The following is a 20,454-nucleotide window of genomic DNA, read 5'->3' as shown; positions in this document are numbered from 1 at the left end:
TTGGCCGCGGCGATCCGCCGTGGCGGGTGGCGCTCAGCCATTGCTGGTGGCACGCACTTCCTCGATGGTCGTGACCCCGGCCAGCATCTTCTCCAGGCCGTCCTGGCGCAGCGTGCGCATGCCCTCGGCCATGGCCTGGTGCTGGATCTGCTCGGCGCGTGCGCCGGTCTGGATCAGCCGGCGCAGCTCGCGCGAGACCACCAGCAGCTCATGCAGGCCCGCGCGGCCGCGCAGGCCGCCCCCTTCGCATTCCGCACAGCCGGGGGCGTGCCAGGCCTGCAGCCGGCCGTTCACGCCGAAGCGGCCCAGCCACTCGGTGCGCAGTTCGTCGGCGCCGGGCGCGTTCGGCGCGTCCGCGAAGGCATGCAGGTAGTCGTGCAGCCACTCGTCCACCTCGTCGTCGCCGGCCGGCCGGGCCGTGCGGCAGCTGGTGCACAGGCGGCGCACCAGCCGCTGCGCCAGCACGGCGAGCAGCGAGTCGGCGAAGTTGAACGGGTCCATGCCCATGTCGAGCAGGCGCGTCACCGTCTCGGCGGCGCTGTTGGTGTGCAGGGTGGACATCACCAGGTGGCCGGTCAGCGAGGACTCGACCGCGATCTGCGCCGTTTCCTGGTCGCGGATCTCGCCCACCATGATCACGTCCGGGTCGGCGCGCAGGAAGGCGCGCAGCGCCTTGGCGAAGGTCCAGTCGATCTTCGGGTTCACCTGCACCTGGCGCAGGCCGGCCTGGGTGATTTCCACCGGGTCCTCGGCCGTCCAGATCTTGCGCTCGGGCGTGTTGATGTGGGCCAGCGCGGAGTGCAGCGTGGTGGTCTTGCCCGAGCCGGTGGGGCCGACGCACAGCACCATGCCGTAGGGGCGGGCGATGGCGTGCTTGAGCGCGTCCAGGTTGCGCGGCGCCAGGCCCAGCTTGTCCAGCGGCAGCGGCTTGGCCGAGGCCAGGATGCGCAGCACCGCGTCCTCGAGGTTGTTCGCGGTGGGGATCGTGGCCACGCGCAGCTCGATGGGGCAGCTGGGCACGAAGCGGCCGAAGGTGATCTTGCCGTCCTGCGGGCGCCGGCGCTCGGAGATGTCCAGGTCGCACATGATCTTCAGGCGTGCGATCAGGGCCGAGCGGTAGGTGTGCGGCAGCTCCAGGTAGGGCTTGAGCGCACCGTCGCGGCGGAAGCGGATGCGCACCTTCTCGCGCCCCGGCTGGGTCTCGATGTGGATGTCGGACACGCGCTGGTTGTGCGCCTCGACGATCATGGTGTTGATCAGCCGCACCAGCGAGTTGTCGCTCTGCTCGATGGCGGTCTCGTCCTCGAACAGCGAGCTGTTGCCGTCGGATTCCCCCTCCAGCACCGCCAGCAGGCGGTCGGCGCCACCTTCCTCGAAGGAGATGGCGCCCGAGGCATCCACCAGGTGGGCGATGCTGCCGTCATCGAAGCCGTGGCGCTGGTAGACCAGCGCGATCTGGCGGCCCAGGTGCTCGGCGGCCGGCAGCACCGGCACCACCTTGCACTGGGCGATGAACTCCAGTTCGTCCAGCACGTCGCGCCGCGACGGGTCCTCGATGGCCACCACCAGCCGGCCGGGCAGCAGCTGCAGGGGCAGCACCAGCAGGCGCTTGGCCGCCGACAGCGGCACCTTGCGCACTGCGTCGGCCTCGATGGGGTAGGCCTCCACGTCGACCACCGGGTAGCCCATCTTGCGGGCCAGGGCGGTGCGCAGGTCGTGCCGGCTCACGGCGCCGCTGCGCACCAGCAGCTCGCCCAGCGGCACCGAGCGCTCGCTGCGCTGCGCCTGCAGCGCATCGTCCAGCTGCGTCTGGCTGATGAAGCCCAGCGCCATGAGCGCCTCGCCCACGCGCACCATGGGCATGCGCGACTGCGATTCCAGGGCCTGGCCGAGCTGCTCGGCGGTGACCACCTTGCCGGCGAGCAGCACGTCGCCGATGCGCTGCTCGCGCAGGCGGTCCTGCTCGGCCAGCGCCGCGTGGATCTGCGCCGGCGTGGCCGAGTCCTCGGCCAGCAGCACCTGGCCCAGGGGAGGGCCCACGTCCAGGCGCTCGTAGGCCGCGCGCGGCACGAACACGCGCAGCACCGCGCCCTGCTCGTCGTGCGGCGGGAACAGGAACAGGCCCTGCGGGGTCTCCACATGGCCGACCGTCTGGCCCGACTGGGTGGCACCGGCGGCCAGGTGCAGGGTGTAGTCGGTGGCGGGATGGAAGTCCATCAGCGCACCCGGCGCGCCGGTGGCGGCGCTCATCGCCGGGCGCAGCGGGGTGCTCAGGGTGAGCATGCGGAACTGCGAGGTGCGCAGCGGCATGGTGCCGCGCGCCGGGGGGAGCTGCACCTGCGCGATGCCCGCCACCGGGTCGAAGGCCGCCAGCCGGGCGCTCATGGCCTTGCCGTTCATGCCCACGATCTCGCAGGGGCCGAAGTCGGCCAGCGGCTGCGCTTCCGGGTACAGCGCGTACGGCGGGGTCGGCCAGGCGAAGCCCAGCGGGCTCGGTGTCTCGGCGTCGGGCAGGGGCGGCAGCGTGGAGAACGCCGTGTCGCGGGGCACGAGGGACAGTTGCGAGGACAGGTCGGACATGGCCGTGCGGGCTGCCTTCCCGCAGGCCGCCCGCGCGCGGAGTGCGCCGGGCCCGGTGCAGGAGGGGGCCGGTGACGATGCTAGGCAAGGTCGCGCACCGCCAGGGGCGGATAAGCGCCTGGCCGACCGCCCAGTTCGCGGCATTGCCACGGCCCTACACTCGACCGCCCATGAGCGCATCCCCCACCGGCGAAGCCGGCCCCGGCCGCTGGCACTTCTGGATCGACCGCGGCGGCACCTTCACGGACATCGTGGCGCGCCGCCCGGACGGCCGGCTCGCGACCGCCAAGCTGCTGAGCGAACGCCCGGAGGCCTACCGCGATGCGGCGGTGGAGGGCATCCGGCGCCTGCTCGGCCTGGCGCCCGGCGAACCGATTCCCGCCGACCGCGTGGCCGAGGTGCGCATGGGCACCACCGTGGCCACGAACGCCCTGCTCGAACGCCGCGGGGAGCCGACGCTGCTGGTGACCACGCGCGGGCTGCGCGACGCACTGCGCATCGGCCACCAGGCCCGGCCGCGCCTGTTCGACCGGCACATCGTGCTGCCGGCCTCGCTTTACGGGGAGGTGCTGGAGGCCGACGAGCGCATGGCCGCCGACGGCACGGTGGTGCAGCTACTGGACGAGGCCGCGCTGGGCCGGGCCCTGGCGCGGGCGCGCGCAGACGGCTGGCGCGCCTGCGCCATCGTGTTCCTGCACGGCTGGCAGCACCCGGCGCACGAGGCCGCCGCGGCCCGCCTGGCGCGGGCGGCCGGCTTCGAGCAGGTGAGCGTCTCGCACGAGGTCAGCCCGCTGTGCAAGCTGGTGCCGCGCGGCGACACCACCGTGGTGGACGCCTACCTCTCGCCCATCCTGCGCCGTTACGTGGCCCAGGTGGCGGCCGAGATGCCGGGGGTGCCGCTGCAGTTCATGCAGAGCTCGGGCGGCCTCACGCAGGCGGCCCGCTTCCAGGGCAAGGACGCGATCCTCTCCGGCCCGGCCGGCGGCATCGTCGGCATGGCGCGCACGGCCGAGGCCGCGGGCCACGGCCGGGTGATCGGCTTCGACATGGGCGGCACCTCCACGGACGTCTCCCACTACGCCGGCGAGTTCGAGCGCGCCTTCGACACCGAGGTGGCCGGCGTGCGGGTGCGCGCGCCCATGATGGCCATCCACACCGTGGCGGCCGGCGGTGGCTCGGTCATCCACTTCGACGGCGGCCGGCTGCGCGTGGGGCCCGCCTCCGCCGGTGCGCGGCCCGGCCCGGCCTGCTACGGCCTGGGCGGGCCGCTCACCGTGACCGACGCCAACGTGCTGCTCGGACGGGTGCAGCCCGCGGGGGTGCCCTCGGTGTTCGGCCCCGCCGGCGATGCACCGCTGGACGTCGCCGTGGTGCGCCAGGGTTTCCAGCGCATGGCCGACGAGATGACCGCCGCCACGGGGCGGCCGGTGGCCCCGGAGGAAGTGGCCGAGGGCGCCTTGCGCGTGGCGGTGCAGGGCATGGCGCATGCGATCCAGCGTGTCTCCGTGGCCCGCGGCCACGACCTGGCCGGCTACGCGCTGCAGTGCTTCGGCGGCGCCGGCGGGCAGCACGCCTGCGCCGTGGCGGACGCGCTGGGCATGTCGCGGGTGTTCATCCACCCCCTGGCCGGGCTGCTGTCCGCCTACGGCATGGGGCTGGCCGACCCGTCGGCGATGCGCGAGCGGGCGATCGAACGGCCGCTGGACAGCGCCGGGCTGGCCGAGGCGGCGCACTGCGCCGATGGGCTGGTGGCGGCGGCCATGGCGGCGCTGCACGGCCCCGGGGTGGAGGGGCGGCAGCGGTCGGTGCAGCGGCGCCTGCTGCTGCGTTATGCCGGCACGGACAGCGCCCTGGCCGTGGACTGGCCCGCCGGCGCGTCGACCGCGGACGACCTGGACGCGCTGCGCCGCGCCTTCGAGGCCGCCTACCGCCAGCGTTTCGCCTTCCTGCTGCCCGACCGCGGCCTGGTCATCGAGGCGGTGTCGGTGGAGGCGACGGCGCGCCTGGCGGCCATCGGCATGCCGGCGGGCGCCCCGCCGGCGCCCCACGCGGCCGCCCCGCTCGACACCGTGGCCGTGCACGCGGCCGATGCCGCCGGCCGGCCCGGCTGGCAGCGTGCGCCGCTGTACCGCCGCGAGGGCCTGGCGCCCGGCGCCACGCTGGACGGCCCGGCGGTGGTGGCGGAGTCGCACGCCACCACGTTCGTGGCCGCCGGCTGGCGGGCGCGCGTCGGTCCGGCGGGCGAACTGGTGCTGCAGCGCCAGGCGCCGCTGCGCCATGCGGGCGCCGCCACCGAGATGACCGAGGGCCAGCCCGACCCGGTGCTGCTGGAGGTGTTCAACCACCTGTTCATGCACATCGCCGAGCAGATGGGGCTGCGCCTGCAGCAGACCGCCGTGTCGGTGAACATCAAGGAGCGGCTCGACTTCTCCTGCGCGCTGTTCGACGCGGCGGGCCAGCTCATCGCCAACGCGCCGCACATGCCCGTGCACCTCGGTTCGATGAGCGACTCCATCCGCGCGGTGATCGACCGCCATCCGGCCATGCGACCCGGCGACGTGTACATGCTCAACGACCCGTACCACGGCGGCACGCACCTGCCGGACGTGACGGTGGTGGCGCCGGTGTACCTGCAGCCGGACGACCCGGCGCCCGCCTTCTTCGTGGCCGCCCGCGGCCACCACGCCGACATCGGCGGCATCACGCCGGGCTCCATGCCGCCGTGGTCCACCCGCATCGAGGAAGAGGGCGTGCTGCTCGACAACGTGCTGCTGGTGCGTGAGGGCCGGCTGCGCGAGGCCGAGGTGCTGGCGTTGCTGGCGCGCGGGCCCTGGCCGGCGCGCAACCCCGCGCAGACGCTGGCGGACCTGCGGGCACAGATCGCCGCCACGGAAAAGGGCGTGCAGGAGCTGCATGCCATGGTGGCGCGCCACGGCCGCCAGACCGTGGCCGCCTACATGCGGCATGTGCAGGACAACGCCGAGGAGGCGGTGCGGCGCGTGATCGCGTCGCTGGCGGGCCGTGCCACGCAGGCGTTCAGCGTGACCATGGACCATGGGGCGGTGATCCGCGTGCAGGTGACTCTCGACGCGCAGCGGCGCGAGGCCACCATCGATTTCACCGGCACCAGCCCGCAGGGCGGGCACAACTTCCACGCCCCGCGCTCGGTAACCACCGCCGCCGTGCTCTACGTGTTCCGCACGCTGGTGGACGACGACATCCCGCTCAATGCCGGCTGCCTGAAGCCGCTGCACATCCACGTGCCGGAGGGCTGCCTGCTGCACCCCCGGCCGCCCGCGGCCGTGGTGGCCGGCAACGTGGAGACCTCGCAGTGCCTCACCAACGCGCTGTACGGGGCCCTCGGGGTCATGGCCTCGGGCCCGTGCACCATGAGCAACTTCACCTTCGGCGACGCCACCCACCAGTACTACGAGACCGTGGCGGGCGGGTCCGGCGCGGGCCCTGGCTTCGACGGCACCGCCGCCGTGCAGACCCACATGACCAACTCCCGCCTGACCGACCCCGAGGTGCTGGAGATGCGCTTCCCGGTGCGCCTGCAGTCCCACGAGATCCGCACCGGCTCCGGCGGGGCAGGGCGCTGGCGAGGCGGCGACGGCGCGGTGCGCCGCATCCGCTTCCTGGCGCCCATGACCGCCTCGCTGTTGGCCAACGGCCATCAGCATCCGGCGTTCGGCATGGACGGGGGGGGCCCAGGGGCACCCGGCGCCGCGCGGGTCGAGCGGGCGGACGGCCGGGTGGAGCCGCTGGGACCGCGCGCCAGCGTGGCGATGGCGCCGGGCGACGTGTTCGTGCTGGAGACGCCCGGCGGTGGCGGCTTCGGCGTGCAGGAGACCGACGATGCCTGAACCGACGCTGCTGCTGACCGGCTTCGAGCCGTTCGGTGGCGAAACCCTGAACCCCAGCCAGGCCATCGTGCAGGCGCTCGATGGCGAGGTGATCGCCGGGGTGCGCGTGGCGGCCCGCGTGCTGCCCTGCTGCTTCGGCGGGGCCCCCGGCGCGCTGGCGCAGGCGCTGCAGGAACTGCGCCCGCAGGCGGTGCTGGCGCTGGGCCAGGCCGGCGGACGGCCGGACCTGACGCTGGAGCGCGTGGCGATCAACCTGGCGGATGCCCGCATCGCCGACAACGCCGGCGAGCAGCCGGTGGACGCGCCGGTGGTGCCCGGTGGCCCGGCCGCTTACTTCAGCCGCCTGCCCGTCAAGGCCATGGTCGCCGGCCTGCGCGCCGCCGGCTGGCCGGCGTCGGTGTCGCACACCGCGGGCACCTTCGTCTGCAACCAGGTCTTCTATGCCCTGATGCACGCGCTGCGCGACCAGCCGGCGGTGCGCGCCGGCTTCATGCACGTGCCCTGGCTGCCGGAGCAGGCGGCCAGGCTGCCGGCCCCGGCGCCGTCCATGCCGCTGGCGGCGCAGGTGGAGGCGGTGCGCGCTGCGTTGGGCGTCGCACTGGCGCACCAGGGGCCGGACCACGCCGCGGCGGAAGGCCGCACGCACTGAGCCGGCGCGGGCGCTCAGCGTTCGCCGTCGTCCCCGTCGCGGTACGCGCGCCAGTTCCCCATGGCCGAGCGCATCAGCGCCACCTGGCGCACGAACCGCGGGCAGGCGGCGCACACCGCCAGGTGCGCCCGCAGGCGCAGGCGGTCCGTCCAGCGCAGCGGCCGGTCCTCGGCCAGCAGCACCAGGCGCGTCGCCTCGCGGCAGTGGATCATCCAGCGGCTCATGCGGCAGCCCCCTTCGGCAGGGGCGTGCCGGAGAACCAGCTCGCCTGCAGGCATTCGCGCAGCCGCAGGCGCGCGCGGTGCAGCAGCACCCAGAGGTTGGACGAACTGATCGCCAGCTCGCGGCAGATGTCGTCCGCATCCAGCTCCAGCCATTCGCGCATCAGGAAGACGCGCCCCTGCGTGGCGGGCAGGTGCTCGACACAGGCGTCGAGCACGGCGAGGAACTGCTGCTGCCGGCACAGGGCCTCGGGCTGCGCGGTCCACTCCACGGGCAGCTCGTGCCAGTGGCCACGTGCGTCGAACAGCAGCTCGTCCACGTCCTGGGCGTCGTCGGCATCCAGCACGGTGGCCTCGCGCGCGTGGCGGCGCAGCTGGTCCACCAGCTTGTGCTTGAGGATGCCCACGAGCCAGGTGCGCAACGCCGAGCCGCCGGCGAACGCCTGGGGCCGCTCGAGCGCCGCCAGGAGGGTGTCCGACACCGCGTCCTCGGCCCACGCCTCGTTGCGCAGCTGGCTGCGCGCATAACGCATCAGCTGGGGGCGAAGGGCCTCCACCTGCTGGGCGAAGCCGGTCGGGGGCACGGCGCGGTCGGTGGAAGAGGACGGCATGGCCGCGCAGTGTAAGGAACCGGCGGCCCTGGCGACTACTGGGTGTCCCGGGCACCTTCTCATCCCTTCACTTCCCTGTACCAAGGAGCATCCCCATGTCCCGTTCCCCTGCATCGCCCGCCACGGGCACCCTCGTCGCCTCCGCCATCGGCGCGGCCCTGGCCCTCGGCCTGGCGGGCCCCGCGCAGGCCGAGTCGGCCGCCAAGGAAAAGTGCTTCGGCGTCGCGATGGCCGGCCAGAACGATTGCGCGAACCTGTCGGGCACCCATTCGTGCGCCGGCCAGGCCAAGTCCGACCGCGACCCGGCCGAGTGGAAGTACGTGGCCAAGGGCACGTGCAAGGACATGGGCGGCCTGACCGCCGAGGAGGCGAAGGCCAAGGCCAAGGCGAAGATGTGATGGGCGGGGCAGCGCTGCATCACCCGCCCGGTCGCTGGGTCGGCATCGGCTGGCGTCAGCCGCACGAGCGCGAGCTGATGGAGCGCCTGCCTCCCCTGGCCTGCCTGGAGGTTCACTCGGAGAACTTCTTCGGCGACGGCGGCGCGGCGCTGGCCGCGCTGTCGGCGGCGCGGACCCAGTACCCGGTGAGCCTGCATGGTGTGGGGCTGGGCCTGGGCTCCGCCGCCGGGCTGGATCCCTGGCACCTGGACCGTCTGGCCGCGCTCGTCGACCGCATCGAGCCGGTGCGCGTGTCGGACCACGCCTGCTTCGCCCGCGTGGCGTCGCCCGCCGGGCCGGTGCTGCACGCGGCGGACCTGCTGCCCATCGCGTTCACCCAGGCGTCGCTGGACATCCTGGCCACCCACGTGCAGCAGGTGCAGGAGCGCCTGCGACGCCCGCTGCTGGTCGAGAACATCGCCAGCTGGATGGCCTGGGCCGACGCGGACATGCCGGAGCCCGACTTCTTCAATGCACTGACCCGCCGCACCGGCTGCGGGCTCCTGCTCGACCTGAACAACCTGATGGTCAATGCCATGAACCGTGCGGAGGCCGACCCGCTGGCGGCCTGCCGCGACTGGGTGGACCGCATCGACGCCGCGTCCGTGGGGGAGATCCACCTGGCCGGCCACGATGCACGTGGCGACCTCGTGATCGACGACCACGGCGCGCCCGTGTCCCCCGCCGTGTGGGCGCTGTACCAGCATGCCGCCCAGCGGCTGGGCCCGCAGCCCACGGTGATCGAGTGGGACACGCAGCTGCCGGCGCTGGACACCTTGCTGGCCGAGGCGGCGCGCGCAGAGGCACTGTGGCGATGAGCACGGCATCGGGGGCCCCATCCGGCTGGCAGGCGGAGGCGCAGCGCCAGCAGGCGCTGTGGGCCGCACTGCAGGCGGCCGACGGGCGGCCCGCCGCGTGCCCGGCCGGTGCGGTGGCGTGGCGCGGGCCGGCGGGGTCGGCGGATGCGTCGGACGGGGTGCGTGCCGGCCGGGCACACGCCCAGGCCTGCGCCTGGCGTGCCGTCTGCGCCCGTTACCCGGTGCTGGCCGAGTGGCTGGGCGAGGAGGCCACGCAGGCGCTGGCACGCGACCTGTGGCGGGCTCACCCGCCGCGCGTGGGCGACCTGGCCCGTTTCGGCGACGAGGCACCCGGGCTGATCGCGGCACAGCCTGACCTGGCGGCCTGGCCCTGGCTGGCCGATCTGGCCCGGCTGGAGGCCGCCGTGCATGCCGCCCGCACCGCGCCGGATGCCCCGGCCGACGTCCTGGCCCGCGGGATGGCGCCGCTGGCGCACGGCGATCCGGCGTCATGGCGACTGCGGCTCGCGCCGGGCAGCGTCGCGGTGGCGGCGCCCTGGCCGGTGTGGCCGGTGTGGTGGGCCCATGCCCGGCCCGACCGCGTGGCCGCCGAGCGGCCCGATCTCGGGGCGGGGCACCCGGCGCGGGCGGCGGACGCGGATGGCGCGCGCACGGTGGCCTGGGTGTGGCGATGCGGCTGGCAGGTGCAGGTCGCGCCGCTGGACGACACGCTGGTGGCCTGGCATGGCGAGTTGCAGGCCGGGCTGGCCCTGGGGCAGGCGCTGGCCGCGCAGTGGCAGCGCGATCCCGCCTTCGACTTCAGTGCATGGTGGCGGAAGGCGCTGACCCGGGGGTGGGTCGTCGGCTGCGAGCCCGTTGACCGTTCCAAGGAGCCGACATGATCCCCTTCGTCCCTTCGCCCGGCGCCGCCGGGGGCCCGGTGGTGCGCGCCGCGCAGCGCGCCGTGGCAGCGCTCGAGCGCCTGCAGCCTGTGGCGCTGCTGGCGGCCCGCCTGTACGTGGCGCGGGTGTTCTTCCTGTCGGGGCTGACCAAGCTGCGCGACTGGGACACCACCGTGCTGCTGTTCACCGAGGAGTACCGGGTGCCGCTGCTGTCGCCGGTGGCGGCGGCCTGGGCGGGCACGGCGGGTGAGCTGCTGCTGCCCGTGCTGCTGGCGCTCGGCCTGGGGGGCCGCGTTGCGGCGGCCGGGCTGCTGGTCGTGAACGGGGTGGCGGTCATCAGCCTGCCCGAGCTGACGGAGGCCGCCGCGCAGCAGCACCTGTTCTGGGGCTGCCTGCTGACGGGGCTGCTGTTGTGGGGCCCGGGCCGCTGGTCGATCGACCGTGTGCTGCGCGGACGCGCTCAGTTCTGACGGATGGTCACCGTCATCGGCGAGTACAGCCTGCCGTTCTCGTCACGCGGCAGCCTGCCGGTGCGGATGATGCCGTTGACCACCGCCTGGTCCCACTCCGGCGTGCCGCTGGAGCGCGCCACCTTGGCGCTGAGGATGTCCCCGGCCGGCGACAGTGTGACGGTCACCTCGGTGGTCGGGTTGCCGGGCAGCAGGATGGGGTGGTTGACGTTCGGGCGGATCAGGCCCGCCAGGCGGCCTGCGTAGCTGGCCGAGGGGCCGGCGCTGCGGGCGGCGGTGCCGGTGGACGTGGCGTCCCCCGTGCCGCCGAGCTGCTCGCTCATGCGGCGCAGCTGGTCCTGCCGTGCCTTCTCGCGCGCGGCGGCGGCCGCCTGGTCCTTGCGCTGCTGCTCCTGCTTCTGCTGCTCGCGCTGCTTCGCCTCGGCGCGTTCGCGCTCCTGGCGCTCCTTCTCCGCCTCGCGCTTCTCGGCCTCGCGCTTGTCCGCGTCCCGCTGCTTCTTCTGGCGCTCGCGCTCGGCCTGCTCCTCCTGGCGCTGCTGGTCCAGCTTCTGCTGGCGGGCCTTCTCGATGGCGATCTCGGCCTCACGCTCGGCCGGGCTGGGCTGGGGCGGCGCCGCGCGTGGCGGCGGAGGCGGGGCGGGAGTGGGTTCCTCGGCGGGGGGCGGCGGCTCCGCCCGGGGGGCGGCCACCTGCGGCACGGCGGCCCACAGCTCGGCGCTCACGCCTTCGGGGTCGGCGGTGCGCCATTGCACGCCCACGGCGAGCGCCACGATGAGGCCCACATGCGCCAGCAGCGACAGCCCGAGGCCCAGCCGGCGGTTGTCCGACGACGGCGGGCGCAGTGCGTCGCGCGGGATCGCCAGCGACTTCAGCGGATGGCGGGGGTCGAAGCCGGAAGCGGTGGCCATGCCGGTGGATTGCAACGCGTGTGCCCGGGGAACCTGAGGGCGGCCGTCGGAGGACGTGCCTCAGCCGCCCTGCTTGACGGACAGCCCCACCCGCTGCACGCCGGCGCGCTGCAGGGTGTCCATCACCTTCACCACGGACTCGTACTTCACCTGCCGGTCCGCCGAGATGACGACGGGCACGTCGGCCTGGTCGCGCTGCACCTCGCGCACGCGGGCGGCCAGCTGCGCCAGGGCGACGGGCTCGGCCTCGCCCTTGTCCACCTTGAGCCTGAGCTTCTCGTCCTGGCCGACGATGACCTCGACGACGGCGGACGGGCGCTGCTTGGCACGGCCGACGCTGGGCAGGTCCACCACGCCGGTGGTGATCAGCGGGGCGCTGACCATGAAGATGATCAGCAGCACCAGCATCACGTCGATGAACGGCACCATGTTGATCTCGTTCATCGTGCGGCGGCGGCCGGTGCCGCTGCGGGCCATCACGCCGGGCATGGCAGGCGCCCCTTCACCGCACCGTGGGCGCCGAGGCGGGGGCCGCCACGTTGCGCTGCAGGATGTTGGAGAACTCCTCGGAGAAGCTCTCGAGCTGGATGGCGATGCGGTCGATGTCGCGCGCGAAGCGGTTGTAGCCCACCACGGCGGGAATGGCCGCGAACAGGCCGATGGCCGTGGCCACCAGGGCCTCGGCGATGCCCGGCGCCACCGTGGCCAGCGTCACCTGCTGCAGGTTGGACAGGCCCACGAAGGCATGCATGATCCCCCACACCGTGCCGAACAGGCCCACGTAGGGGCTGACCGAACCCACCGTGCCCAGGAAGCCGAGGTTGCCTTCCAGCGCGTCGAGCTCGCGCTGCAGGCTGGCGCGCATGGCCCGGCGGGCGCCGTCTAGCTGCGCGCCCGCGTCCAGCCGGCGCTCGCGCAGCTTCATGAACTCGCGCATGCCACTGGCGAACAGCCGCTCCATGGGCGAGCTGTCCGCCCGGTTGGCCGCGCTCTGGTAGAGGTCGTTGAGGTTCTTGCCCGACCAGAACTCCTGCTCGAAGCCGTCGTGCGCCCGGCGCACGCGCGCCAGCCCCGAGAGCTTGGCGAAGATCACTGCCCAGCTGGCCAGCGACATCAGCAGCAGGCCGGCGATGACGAGCTGGACGACCCAGCTCGCGTGCATCACGAGGGTGACGATGGACAGGTCCTGGTTCATGCGGTGAGGCGGGCAAGAAGGTCGGTCGGAATGCGGCGGGGGCGGAAGGTTCCCTTGTCCACGCAGGCCGCGCCGATCTCGCCTTCGACCAGCAGGGCCTCGCCACACCAGGCCTGCTGCGCCACGCGCAGGCTGGCGCCGGCGATGCGCAGCGGCTGCACGGTGACGCGCAGTTCGTCGTCCAGGCGGGCGGGCTTCAGGTAGCGCAGCCGGCTGTCGGTGACCACGAACAGCGCCCCGGTGGACTCGGCCAGCGCCTGCTGGCCGAAGCCGGCGGCGCGCAGCCATTCGGTGCGCGCGCGCTCGAAGAACTTCAGGTAGTTGGCGTAGAAGACGATGCCACCGGCATCGGTGTCTTCCCAGTACACCCGCAGCGGGAACACGAAGCAGGCGTCATGGGGCGGGCTCATCGATGGCGCGGGCTCGGCGGGACAAGCCGGCGATGATACGCGAGCCACCCCCTGCGGGCGGGGCCGCCCCGGAGCGGGCCGCTCAGGGCTGCCGGGACGCCTCGTACACCGGGCCCCAGACCGGGTGGCCGGCCTCGGCCTTGTTCAGCTGGAAGCCGGGGTCGGCCGTGCGCGCGGCTCGGAAGGCGGCGCCGCACTCGGGCGTGCGCCCGCTGGTGCAGTAGATGAAGGCCAGCGTCTTGTGGGCGGTGGCGCGGTCGCGCGCGGTGGACAGCTTCAGCGACAGGGCCTGGCCGAGGTAGCGCTCGGCGTCGGCGTAGTTCGCCTCGTCGTAGGCGCGCAGCCCCAGCAGCAGGTGGCGCTCGGCGGGCCGGTCGAAGGCGTCGCTGACGCTGGGCGCCTCGCCGGGCGTGGCGCAGCCGGTGAGGGCCGCGACGCACACCCACGACACGACAGCGGCAATCCGGTAGGCGGTCCTCATTGTTCGAATCGGTGCTTGATGGTCACCGGCTGATCGGCAGAAACCTCGACCACACGAACCAGGGGTGGTAACTCGCCGTTACGGACGGTGATGGTGTGGCGGCCCGCCGGCAGGCTGAGCCGGCTCAGCGGCGGTGCGATGCCGACCACCGCACCGTCGACCTCCACCTGGCCCCAGGGGCTGATGGCGAGTTGCACGTGGCCGGGCGGTGGGGCGGGCGCGGGCTCGATCGGCGCGGCGGTGGCCGGGGCAGGCGCCGCCTTGGTGCGTCGGGCGGGCGCGCGCGGCCGGGCGGCGGACGCGGCGGCCTCGGGCGACGTGGGCAGGGGCGTGGCCGCGGAAGCCGCGGCCTCGGGCGCAGAGGGTGCGTTGTCGGCCGGGGGGGGCGCCTCGGTGGGCTCGGTGGCAGGCGGCGCGGCGGCGTCCACCGGTGCCTCGGCGACCGCCTGCACCATGGCGGGTTCGGGCTCGGCCGGTGCCGGCTCGGGGGCCGTGCGTGACCACAGCGCCTGCCCCAGGGCCACCACGCCGACGCTGGCGGCGACGACCGCGCCCAGCATCAGGTGGCGCCGCCGGGCATGGCCCGGGTCTTCGGCCAGCGCGCGCGCCTCGGGCTGGTCCAGCCAGTGCCGCAGCTCCAGCGACAGGTGGCGCGCCGACGGGTAGCGGCTGGCCGGCTCGCGGGCCATGGCACGGGCCACAATGGCCGACAGGGCCGCCGGCACCTTGGGCTGCACCTGCCGCGCCAGCGGGGTGGGCGCCTGCAGCACGGCCTCGGTGATGTCCTCGAGCGTCTGGCCGGTGAAGGGGCGCTGGCCGGTGAGCAGCTCGAAGAGCACGACGCCCAGCGAGTAGACGTCGCAGCGGCGGTCCAGCGGCTCGCCACGCAACTGCTCCGGCGCGAGGTAGTAGGGCGATCCGGCGAGCGGCCCTTCCACGGAAGGCGCGTCGCGGTGGGCGATGCGCGCGATGCCGAAATCGAGCACCTTGGGGCTGCGGCGGCCCACCATGAAGATGTTCGCCGGCTTGATGTCGCAGTGGATCACGCCCTTGCCGTGCGCGTAGGCGAGGGCGTCGGCCACGCGCCGCACGATCTGCGCGGCTTCCACCGCCGAGGGGCGCCAGCCCTCGTGCAGCATGTGCCGCAGGTCGCGCCCGCGCAGCGGCTCCATCGCGATGTAGATGCCCTGCTCGGAGGGGCCGGCATCGAACACCGTGACGATGTGGGGGTGCGACAGCCGGGCCGCGGCGCGCGCCTCGTTGAGGATGAGGTCGTCCTGGGTGCCGGACACCGGCTGGTCGGCGTGCAGGCGCAGGGTCTTGACGGCCACGGCCCGCGACAGCAGCGGATCCCAGGCGGCGTACACCGTGCCCAGCCCGCCCTCGCCCAGCACCGCCTTGAGTGCATAACGCCCCACATGGCCGATCACCGGACGCTTGACGGGCAGGGTGATCGCGCCGACGTCGGCCCGGCGCTGGCGCGACGCGGCGGCCGGCGCCCCGGGGGCGTCGCTGGCCTCGTCGCCGGCCTGCGTGCTGGCCGCCAGGTCCTCGGCCACGGTGGCCTCGAAGGCGGAGTCGGACGAGTCCCTGGCCGGCACTCGCCGGAACGGGTTCCAACGCATGGTGGGAAGCATAGCCAAGGGGCGTGCGGGGCGACTACGGAAAAAGTGGACTGCCGTGCGCCCAATAACGCCTTGTCACCGATTCAGCTCGGCGCGCAGGCGGCCGACGGCTTCGCGCAACAGCGGCAGGCTGGTGGCGAAGGACAGGCGCAGGTAGCGCTCGGCGGCGGCGGGGCCGAAGTCGCGGCCCGGCGTCAGCGCCACGTGGGCGCGCTGCATGAGACGCTCGCACAGGGCCCAGCTGCTGTGCGCGTGCGCACTGCAGTCGGCCCAGGCGTAGAAGGCGCCATCGGGTGCCACGGGCACGGGCAGTCCCAGCTCGGCGAGGGCCGGTACGATGAAGTCGCGCCGCTCCCGGAAGGCCAGGCGCCGGCGCTCGTATTCCGCCAGGGACTCGGGCTCGAAGCAGGCCAGCGCGGCATGCTGGGCGATGGCCGAGGCGCAAATGTAGAGGTTCTGCGCCAGCTTCTCGATGGGCGCCACCAGCTCCGGCGGCACCACCAGCCAGCCCAGGCGCCAGCCGGTCATGGAGAAGTACTTCGAGAAGCTGTTGACCGAGATCACGCGCTCGCCCAGGCCCCCCGGCAGCGCCAGCGCGCTGCGGCTGAATCGGGGGTCGTGGCTCAGGCCGAGGTAGATCTCGTCCACGATGCTGACGCCGCCGCGTGCGTCCACCGCCGCGACGATGCGCTGCAGCTCGTCGGGCTCGATGGAGGTGCCGGTGGGATTGGACGGCGACGCCAGCAGCACGCCGCGGCTGGCCGGCGTCCACGCCGCCTGCACGCCGGCCGCATCCAGCTGGAAGCGGGCCTCGGGCCCGGCGGGCAGCAGCCGCGCGGTGGCGCCCGTGGCCGCCACGAAATGGCGGTTGCAGGGGTAGCAGGGGTCGGGCATCAGCACGTCGTCGCCGGCCTGGAACAACGCCAGGCAGGCCAGCTGCAGCGCCGCGGAGGCACCGGCGGTGACGATGATGCGCGACGGGTCGATCGCCAGGCCCTGGGTCTGGGCGTACCAGCGCGCGAGCGCCTCGCGCAGCGCCGGCAGGCCGGTGGCGTCGGTGTACTGGCTGCGGCCGGCGGCCACGGCGGCGTGGGCGGCGGCCTGCACGGCCGCGGGCGCGGTGAAGTCGGGCTCGCCGATGTTCAGGAAGATCATCGGCCGGCCGCCCTGGGCGGGGTCGCACGCCGGCGAGCGGGCCAGCTCGGCGGCGGCCTTGGCGAACTCCATCACGTAGAACGGCTCGATGTGGTCGAGCCGCTGCGCCAGCCGAACCGGCCCGCCCGGAGGGGCGCTCACCGGGGCGCTCACCGCCGCGCCCGCGCCGCGGCCACCTCGGCCGGGCGCAGCTCGGCGGCCGCCTTGTCGAGCACGCCGTTCACGTACTTGTGGCCGTCGGTGCCGCCAAAGGACTTGGCCAGCTCCACCGCCTCGTTGATGGCCACCCGGTACGGCACGTCGATGCACTGGCGCAGCTCGAAGGCGCCGATCATCAGCACGGCATGCTCGATGGGCGAGAGCTCCTGCGTGGGTCGGTCCACATGGCGCGCCAGCACGTCGTCCAGCGGCGACGCTTCACGGATGCAGCCGTGCAGCAGGGTGTCGAACAGCACGGCGTCGCACTTGGCGAAGCCGTCCTGCTCGCGCATGTGGGCGTCGATCACGCCGGCGTCGCTGCCGGCGATGAGCCATTCGTACAGTCCCTGCAGCGCGAACTCGCGGGCGCGCCGGCGAGGCGACTTGGCCGGCGGCGCGCGGCGGGCGGGCTGGGCGGGGGTGGGGGTGTTCACAGCAGGTCGTCCAGCAGGTTGGCCATCTCCACCGCCACCCGGGCGGCATCGCGGCCCTTGTCGGCGGTGCGGGCCAGGGCCTGCGCCTCGTTCTCGACGGTGAGGATGGCGTTGGCGATGGGAATCTGGTGGTCCAGCGACACGCGGGTGACGCCGGCGCCGCTCTCGTTGGCCACCAGTTCGAAGTGGTAGGTCTCGCCGCGGATGATGCAGCCCAGCGCGATCAGCGCGTCGAAGTCCTCGCTGTCGGCCATGGCCTTGAGTGCCACCGGCACCTCCAGCGCGCCCGGCACGGTGACCTGGGTGATGTGCTTGTCGGCCACGCCGAGGGCGGCCAGCTCGGCCAGGCAGGCGTCGGCCAGCGCGCGGGTGATGGCGTCGTTGAAGCGCGCCCGGACGATGCCGATGGACAGGCCCTCGCCGTCCAGCGGAGCGCTCTGGCCCTGGTCAGCACCTTGCATTCTTGAATCCTTGGAAATGGGTGTCGGTCGGGGCGGCGGCGTGGCCCGCGGCCCTCATTCGGCAGGCTGGAAGCCGGTGACCTCCAGCCCGTAGCCCGTCATGCTGGGCATGCGGCGCGGGCTGCCGAGCAGGCGCATGCGGCGCACGCCCAGCTCGCGCAGGATCTGTGCGCCCACGCCGTAGGTGCGCAGGTCCATGGCAGCGGGTGCCGCGGGCGGCGTGCCTTCGGCGGGCACCAGGCCGGCCAGCAGGCGCTCGGCCTCGCCGGCGCCGCAGTTCAGCAGCACGGCCAGCCCGTGCGGGGCGGCCTGCAGCCGGGCCAGCGCCTGCGGCAGCGGCCAGGAGTGGCCCGACGGGCCGGCATCGAGCAGGTCCAGCACCGACAGGGGCTCGTGCACACGCACCAGCACCTCGTCGTCCTCGGCCCAGCGGCCCTTGGCCAGCGCCAGGTGCACGCCACCCGAGCGGTCGCGGAAGACGTGCGCGTCGAACAGGCCCTGGGCTGTCTGCAGCGGGCGTTCGCCGACGCGCGCGACCAGGGACTCGTTGCGACTGCGGTACTGGATGAGGTCGGCGATGGTGCCGATCTTCAGGCCGTGCTCGCGGGCGAACACCTCCAGGTCGGGCAGGCGGGCCATGGTGCCGTCGTCGTTCATGATCTCGCAGATCACGGCGGCGGGGGTCAGGCCGGCCATGGCGGCCATGTCGCAGCCCGCCTCGGTGTGGCCGGCGCGCATGAGCACGCCGCCATCCTGGGCCTGCAGCGGGAAGATGTGGCCCGGTTGGACGAGGTCGGAGGCCTTGGCCTCTTTCGCCACCGCGGCCTGCACGGTGCGCGCCCGGTCGGCCGCGGAGATGCCGGTGGTCACCCCGGTGGCCGCCTCGATGGACACGGTGAAGGCCGTGCCATGGACGGTGCCGTTGCGCGTGGCCATGGGCGGCAGGCGCAGGCGCTCGCAGCGCTCGCGGGTGAGCGTGAGGCAGATCAGGCCGCGTCCATGCTTGGCCATGAAGTTGATCGCCTCGGGCGTCACGTGGTCGGCGGCCAGGACCAGGTCGCCCTCGTTCTCGCGGTCTTCCTCGTCCACGAGGATGACCATGCGGCCGGCGGCGAGCTCGGCCACCAGCTCGGGAATCGGGGAAATGGGCATCCCGCGATTGTAGGCGGCGGGCCCGTGGCGGCGGGCCGCCAGGGCATGGCGCGAGCGTCAGTCCTGCACGCGGCGCAGGCGCAGGCGCAGGTCGTCGCCGACGGGCGTGCAGTCGTGCAGCCGGAAGCGGGGGGCGTCGGCCAGCCGCTCGAGCGCGCCGAGGGCCGCCATGGGGCGGCCATCGCCCAGCAGCACCGGTGCCTGGTAGAGCAGCAGCTCGTCCACCCAGCCGGCCGCCAGCAGTGCACCATTGAGGCGGGCGCCGGCCTCCACATGCAGCTCGTTCACCTGGCGCCGCACGAGCTCGGCGTGCACGGCCGCCAGGTCCACCTGTCCGCCGGCCCCGGGGGCGGCCAGGAGCTCGGCGCCGCGGGCCCGCAGCGGGGCGGCACGGTCGCCGTCGAGGGCGGCGCCGACGATGAGCAGCGGCGCCTGCGCGTCGAACAGGCGCGCCCCGGGGGGCGTGCGCAGCTGCGAGTCCAGCACGACACGCAGGGGCTGGCGCTGGACCGGGTGGCCCCGCACGTCCAGGCGCGGGTCGTCGGCCAGCACCGTGCCCGAGCCGGTGAGCAGCGCGGCGGCGCGGCGGCGCCAGGCGTGGCCGTCGTGGCGCGCCGCCTCGCCGGTGATCCACTGGCTGGCGCCGTTGGGCAGGGCGGTGCGGCCGTCCAGCGAGGCGGCCAGCTTCATGCGCACCCAGGGCCGGCCACGCTCCATGCGGCTGAAGAAGCCGATGTTGAGTTCGCGGCTGGCGCGCTCGGCGGCGGGGCCGGCGCGGTCCACCTGGATGCCGGCGGCGCGCAGACGCGCCATGCCCTGGCCATTGACCAGCGGGTTGGGGTCGCCCGCGGCGACGACCACGCGCGCCACGCCCGACTCGACGAGCGCGTCGCAGCAGGGCGGGGTGCGGCCGTGGTGGGCGCACGGCTCCAGCGTCACGTAGGCGGTGGCGCCGCGCGGGTCGGCGCCGGCCGCGCGCGCGGCCCGCAGTGCCATGACCTCGGCATGGGCCGAGCCGGCGGCCTGCGTGTGGCCCTCGCCCAGCCAGCGTCCATCGGGCGCCACCACCACGCACCCCACCCGCGGGTTGGGCTCGCTGAGGCCCACGGCGCCCTCGGCCAGGGCCAGCGCATGGGCCATCGGGTCGGCGGTGGGCGGGTCGGGGGGGCACATGCGCGCAGTGTACGAAGCCCCCATCGGAGGGGAGCGGCGCCCCCTCTCCAGGGGGAGCGACCGGCGGGCGGCGGCTGCGAAGAATGCGCCCGTCTCGGGAGGACATCATCCATGCGAACCGACCTCACACTGCGCATGCCGCAGGGCTTCACCTTGGCCGAAGTGCTGGTCGCGCTGGCGGTGGCCGGCGTGGCGGCCGCGGCCGCCGCCCCCAGCCTCAACGGCTTCATGCAGCGCTCGGTCGTCCAGGCCCAGGCCGAGTCGCTGCGCTCCGCCCTGCGGCTGGCACGCCAGGAAGCCATGGCCCGCGGCGAGACGGTGACGGCCTGCGCCCTGGATGGGCAGGCGCGTGCGCAGGGCCGCGCGGCCTGCGCACCGCAGGGCGAGGACTGGAGCGCCGGCTGGCTGGTGTTCGTGGACCGCGGCGACCGGGGGGCCGTGGATGGCGCCGACCGCGTGGTGTCGGTGGCCGTCGCGCCGCAGCCGTCGGGCTCGGTGATCGGCACGGATCGCTACCTCAGCTTTCGGCCCAGCGGCGTGCTGCTGTCGGGCATGGGGCACTTGCGTGTGCTGCCGCCTGGCGCGCCCGCGGTGGACGAGCCCGCGCCGGGGTCGGTGCTCGTCTGCGTGAACCGGACCGGCCGGCCGCGGCTGACGGACACGGCCGACTGCGACTGACGGCCCGTGCCGCCGGGCACCGCCCGGCGCGCCGCTCGTCGGCGAGCGCTC

Annotated in this window: 21 protein-coding genes; 7 read left to right on the top strand and 14 right to left on the bottom strand. The window is 74.3% G+C overall.

Annotation, left to right across the window (positions count from 1 at the left end):
- Positions 1-33 precede the first annotated feature (33 nt).
- Positions 34-2,580 carry an ATPase, T2SS/T4P/T4SS family gene (locus ACE3UN_RS00690; RefSeq protein WP_374672974.1) on the bottom strand — a complete coding sequence of 849 codons (2,547 nt, stop codon included), beginning with the start codon at positions 2,578-2,580 and terminating at the stop codon, positions 34-36.
- A 170-nt stretch (positions 2,581-2,750) separates the two neighbouring features.
- Between ACE3UN_RS00690 and ACE3UN_RS00685 the strand changes: the two genes are divergently transcribed.
- Together ACE3UN_RS00685 and pcp are read left to right on the top strand one after the other, a co-directional pair.
- Entirely contained in the window at positions 2,751-6,446 is a 3,696-nt protein-coding gene (locus ACE3UN_RS00685; RefSeq protein ID WP_374672973.1) for a hydantoinase B/oxoprolinase family protein, read from the top strand.
- Entirely contained in the window at positions 6,439-7,095 is a 657-nt protein-coding gene (pcp, locus tag ACE3UN_RS00680; RefSeq protein WP_374672972.1) for a pyroglutamyl-peptidase I, read from the top strand. The genes ACE3UN_RS00685 and pcp overlap by 8 nt, the downstream gene beginning before the upstream one ends.
- Before the next feature lie 14 nt (positions 7,096-7,109).
- Here pcp and ACE3UN_RS00675 read toward each other — a convergent pair whose 3' ends face one another.
- Together ACE3UN_RS00675 and ACE3UN_RS00670 are read right to left on the bottom strand one after the other, a co-directional pair.
- Positions 7,110-7,319, bottom strand: coding sequence for a zf-HC2 domain-containing protein (locus ACE3UN_RS00675; protein WP_374672971.1), 210 nt, complete (start codon positions 7,317-7,319; stop codon positions 7,110-7,112).
- Positions 7,316-7,927: a sigma-70 family RNA polymerase sigma factor gene (locus ACE3UN_RS00670; protein WP_374672970.1), complete on the bottom strand. Its 612-nt coding sequence runs from the start codon at positions 7,925-7,927 to the stop codon at positions 7,316-7,318. The genes ACE3UN_RS00675 and ACE3UN_RS00670 overlap by 4 nt, the downstream gene beginning before the upstream one ends.
- A 95-nt stretch (positions 7,928-8,022) precedes the next feature.
- Between ACE3UN_RS00670 and ACE3UN_RS00665 the strand changes: the two genes are divergently transcribed.
- The 4 genes from ACE3UN_RS00665 to ACE3UN_RS00650 are packed head-to-tail and all read left to right on the top strand — an operon-like array spanning position 8,023 to position 10,533.
- Positions 8,023-8,325, top strand: a complete 303-nt coding sequence (locus ACE3UN_RS00665) for a DUF2282 domain-containing protein (RefSeq protein WP_374672969.1) — start codon at positions 8,023-8,025, stop codon at positions 8,323-8,325.
- On the top strand, positions 8,325-9,182 hold the full coding sequence (locus ACE3UN_RS00660) for a DUF692 domain-containing protein (RefSeq protein WP_374672968.1): 858 nt from the start codon (positions 8,325-8,327) through the stop codon (positions 9,180-9,182). Before ACE3UN_RS00665 ends, ACE3UN_RS00660 begins: the two co-directional genes overlap by 1 nt.
- Entirely contained in the window at positions 9,179-10,063 is an 885-nt protein-coding gene (locus tag ACE3UN_RS00655) for a putative DNA-binding domain-containing protein (protein ID WP_374672967.1), read from the top strand. Before ACE3UN_RS00660 ends, ACE3UN_RS00655 begins: the two co-directional genes overlap by 4 nt.
- Positions 10,060-10,533 carry a DoxX family protein gene (locus ACE3UN_RS00650; protein ID WP_374672966.1) on the top strand — a complete coding sequence of 158 codons (474 nt, stop codon included), beginning with the start codon at positions 10,060-10,062 and terminating at the stop codon, positions 10,531-10,533. The genes ACE3UN_RS00655 and ACE3UN_RS00650 overlap by 4 nt, the downstream gene beginning before the upstream one ends.
- On the opposite strand, the gene ACE3UN_RS00645 is transcribed toward ACE3UN_RS00650, so the two are convergent.
- The 11 genes from ACE3UN_RS00645 to ribD all read right to left on the bottom strand — a co-directional run bounded on the left by ACE3UN_RS00645 (position 10,524) and on the right by ribD (position 19,725).
- Positions 10,524-11,441 carry an energy transducer TonB gene (locus ACE3UN_RS00645; RefSeq protein ID WP_374672965.1) on the bottom strand — a complete coding sequence of 306 codons (918 nt, stop codon included), beginning with the start codon at positions 11,439-11,441 and terminating at the stop codon, positions 10,524-10,526. The two genes, ACE3UN_RS00650 and ACE3UN_RS00645, sit on opposite strands and share 10 nt — an antisense overlap.
- A gap of 60 nt (positions 11,442-11,501) precedes the next feature.
- A complete protein-coding gene (tolR, locus tag ACE3UN_RS00640; RefSeq protein ID WP_374672964.1) occupies positions 11,502-11,930 on the bottom strand; it encodes a protein TolR in 429 nt (142 codons plus the stop codon).
- A gap of 13 nt (positions 11,931-11,943) precedes the next feature.
- A complete protein-coding gene (gene tolQ / locus ACE3UN_RS00635; RefSeq protein WP_374672963.1) occupies positions 11,944-12,636 on the bottom strand; it encodes a protein TolQ in 693 nt (230 codons plus the stop codon).
- Entirely contained in the window at positions 12,633-13,046 is a 414-nt protein-coding gene (gene ybgC, locus ACE3UN_RS00630) for a tol-pal system-associated acyl-CoA thioesterase (RefSeq protein WP_374672962.1), read from the bottom strand. Before ybgC ends, tolQ begins: the two co-directional genes overlap by 4 nt.
- Positions 13,047-13,128: 82 nt before the next feature.
- Entirely contained in the window at positions 13,129-13,527 is a 399-nt protein-coding gene (locus ACE3UN_RS00625; protein WP_374672961.1) for a TssQ family T6SS-associated lipoprotein, read from the bottom strand.
- Positions 13,524-15,152 (bottom strand): serine/threonine-protein kinase, encoded by a 1,629-nt coding sequence (locus ACE3UN_RS00620; protein WP_374672960.1) that lies wholly within the window; start codon positions 15,150-15,152, stop codon positions 13,524-13,526. Before ACE3UN_RS00620 ends, ACE3UN_RS00625 begins: the two co-directional genes overlap by 4 nt.
- A gap of 75 nt (positions 15,153-15,227) precedes the next feature.
- Positions 15,228-16,448 (bottom strand): pyridoxal phosphate-dependent aminotransferase, encoded by a 1,221-nt coding sequence (locus ACE3UN_RS00615; protein ID WP_374672959.1) that lies wholly within the window; start codon positions 16,446-16,448, stop codon positions 15,228-15,230.
- A gap of 8 nt (positions 16,449-16,456) precedes the next feature.
- On the bottom strand, positions 16,457-16,939 hold the full coding sequence (nusB, locus tag ACE3UN_RS00610) for a transcription antitermination factor NusB (RefSeq protein WP_374672958.1): 483 nt from the start codon (positions 16,937-16,939) through the stop codon (positions 16,457-16,459).
- Positions 16,936-17,400, bottom strand: a complete 465-nt coding sequence (ribH, locus tag ACE3UN_RS00605) for a 6,7-dimethyl-8-ribityllumazine synthase (protein WP_374672957.1) — start codon at positions 17,398-17,400, stop codon at positions 16,936-16,938. Before ribH ends, nusB begins: the two co-directional genes overlap by 4 nt.
- Positions 17,401-17,454: 54 nt before the next feature.
- Entirely contained in the window at positions 17,455-18,552 is a 1,098-nt protein-coding gene (ribBA, locus tag ACE3UN_RS00600; protein WP_374672956.1) for a bifunctional 3,4-dihydroxy-2-butanone-4-phosphate synthase/GTP cyclohydrolase II, read from the bottom strand.
- A gap of 57 nt (positions 18,553-18,609) precedes the next feature.
- Positions 18,610-19,725, bottom strand: a complete 1,116-nt coding sequence (gene ribD, locus ACE3UN_RS00595) for a bifunctional diaminohydroxyphosphoribosylaminopyrimidine deaminase/5-amino-6-(5-phosphoribosylamino)uracil reductase RibD (RefSeq protein ID WP_374672955.1) — start codon at positions 19,723-19,725, stop codon at positions 18,610-18,612.
- Positions 19,726-19,836: 111 nt separating this feature from the next.
- Here ribD and ACE3UN_RS00590 point away from each other — a divergent pair, with 111 nt between their 5' ends.
- Positions 19,837-20,403 carry a GspH/FimT family pseudopilin gene (locus tag ACE3UN_RS00590; protein ID WP_374672954.1) on the top strand — a complete coding sequence of 189 codons (567 nt, stop codon included), beginning with the start codon at positions 19,837-19,839 and terminating at the stop codon, positions 20,401-20,403.
- Positions 20,404-20,454: the final 51 nt, after the last annotated feature.

It is taken from the genome of Ideonella sp., from assembly GCF_041918995.1.
Lineage (GTDB): Bacteria > Pseudomonadota > Gammaproteobacteria > Burkholderiales > Burkholderiaceae_C > Ideonella.
Note: the sequence above shows the minus strand (reverse complement) of the source record. Positions and strands in the feature narration are given on the sequence as shown.

Coding starts and splice junctions, on each gene's coding strand:
- ACE3UN_RS00690 (WP_374672974.1), bottom strand. CDS start 2,580: ATGTCCGACCTGTCCTCGCAACTGTCCCTCGTGCCCCGCGACACGGCG.
- ACE3UN_RS00685 (WP_374672973.1), top strand. CDS start 2,751: ATGAGCGCATCCCCCACCGGCGAAGCCGGCCCCGGCCGCTGGCACTTC.
- pcp (WP_374672972.1), top strand. CDS start 6,439: ATGCCTGAACCGACGCTGCTGCTGACCGGCTTCGAGCCGTTCGGTGGC.
- ACE3UN_RS00675 (WP_374672971.1), bottom strand. CDS start 7,319: ATGAGCCGCTGGATGATCCACTGCCGCGAGGCGACGCGCCTGGTGCTG.
- ACE3UN_RS00670 (WP_374672970.1), bottom strand. CDS start 7,927: ATGCCGTCCTCTTCCACCGACCGCGCCGTGCCCCCGACCGGCTTCGCC.
- ACE3UN_RS00665 (WP_374672969.1), top strand. CDS start 8,023: ATGTCCCGTTCCCCTGCATCGCCCGCCACGGGCACCCTCGTCGCCTCC.
- ACE3UN_RS00660 (WP_374672968.1), top strand. CDS start 8,325: ATGGGCGGGGCAGCGCTGCATCACCCGCCCGGTCGCTGGGTCGGCATC.
- ACE3UN_RS00655 (WP_374672967.1), top strand. CDS start 9,179: ATGAGCACGGCATCGGGGGCCCCATCCGGCTGGCAGGCGGAGGCGCAG.
- ACE3UN_RS00650 (WP_374672966.1), top strand. CDS start 10,060: ATGATCCCCTTCGTCCCTTCGCCCGGCGCCGCCGGGGGCCCGGTGGTG.
- ACE3UN_RS00645 (WP_374672965.1), bottom strand. CDS start 11,441: ATGGCCACCGCTTCCGGCTTCGACCCCCGCCATCCGCTGAAGTCGCTG.
- tolR (WP_374672964.1), bottom strand. CDS start 11,930: ATGCCCGGCGTGATGGCCCGCAGCGGCACCGGCCGCCGCCGCACGATG.
- tolQ (WP_374672963.1), bottom strand. CDS start 12,636: ATGAACCAGGACCTGTCCATCGTCACCCTCGTGATGCACGCGAGCTGG.
- ybgC (WP_374672962.1), bottom strand. CDS start 13,046: ATGAGCCCGCCCCATGACGCCTGCTTCGTGTTCCCGCTGCGGGTGTAC.
- ACE3UN_RS00625 (WP_374672961.1), bottom strand. CDS start 13,527: ATGAGGACCGCCTACCGGATTGCCGCTGTCGTGTCGTGGGTGTGCGTC.
- ACE3UN_RS00620 (WP_374672960.1), bottom strand. CDS start 15,152: ATGCGTTGGAACCCGTTCCGGCGAGTGCCGGCCAGGGACTCGTCCGAC.
- ribH (WP_374672957.1), bottom strand. CDS start 17,400: ATGCAAGGTGCTGACCAGGGCCAGAGCGCTCCGCTGGACGGCGAGGGC.
- ribBA (WP_374672956.1), bottom strand. CDS start 18,552: ATGCCCATTTCCCCGATTCCCGAGCTGGTGGCCGAGCTCGCCGCCGGC.
- ribD (WP_374672955.1), bottom strand. CDS start 19,725: ATGTGCCCCCCCGACCCGCCCACCGCCGACCCGATGGCCCATGCGCTG.
- ACE3UN_RS00590 (WP_374672954.1), top strand. CDS start 19,837: ATGCGAACCGACCTCACACTGCGCATGCCGCAGGGCTTCACCTTGGCC.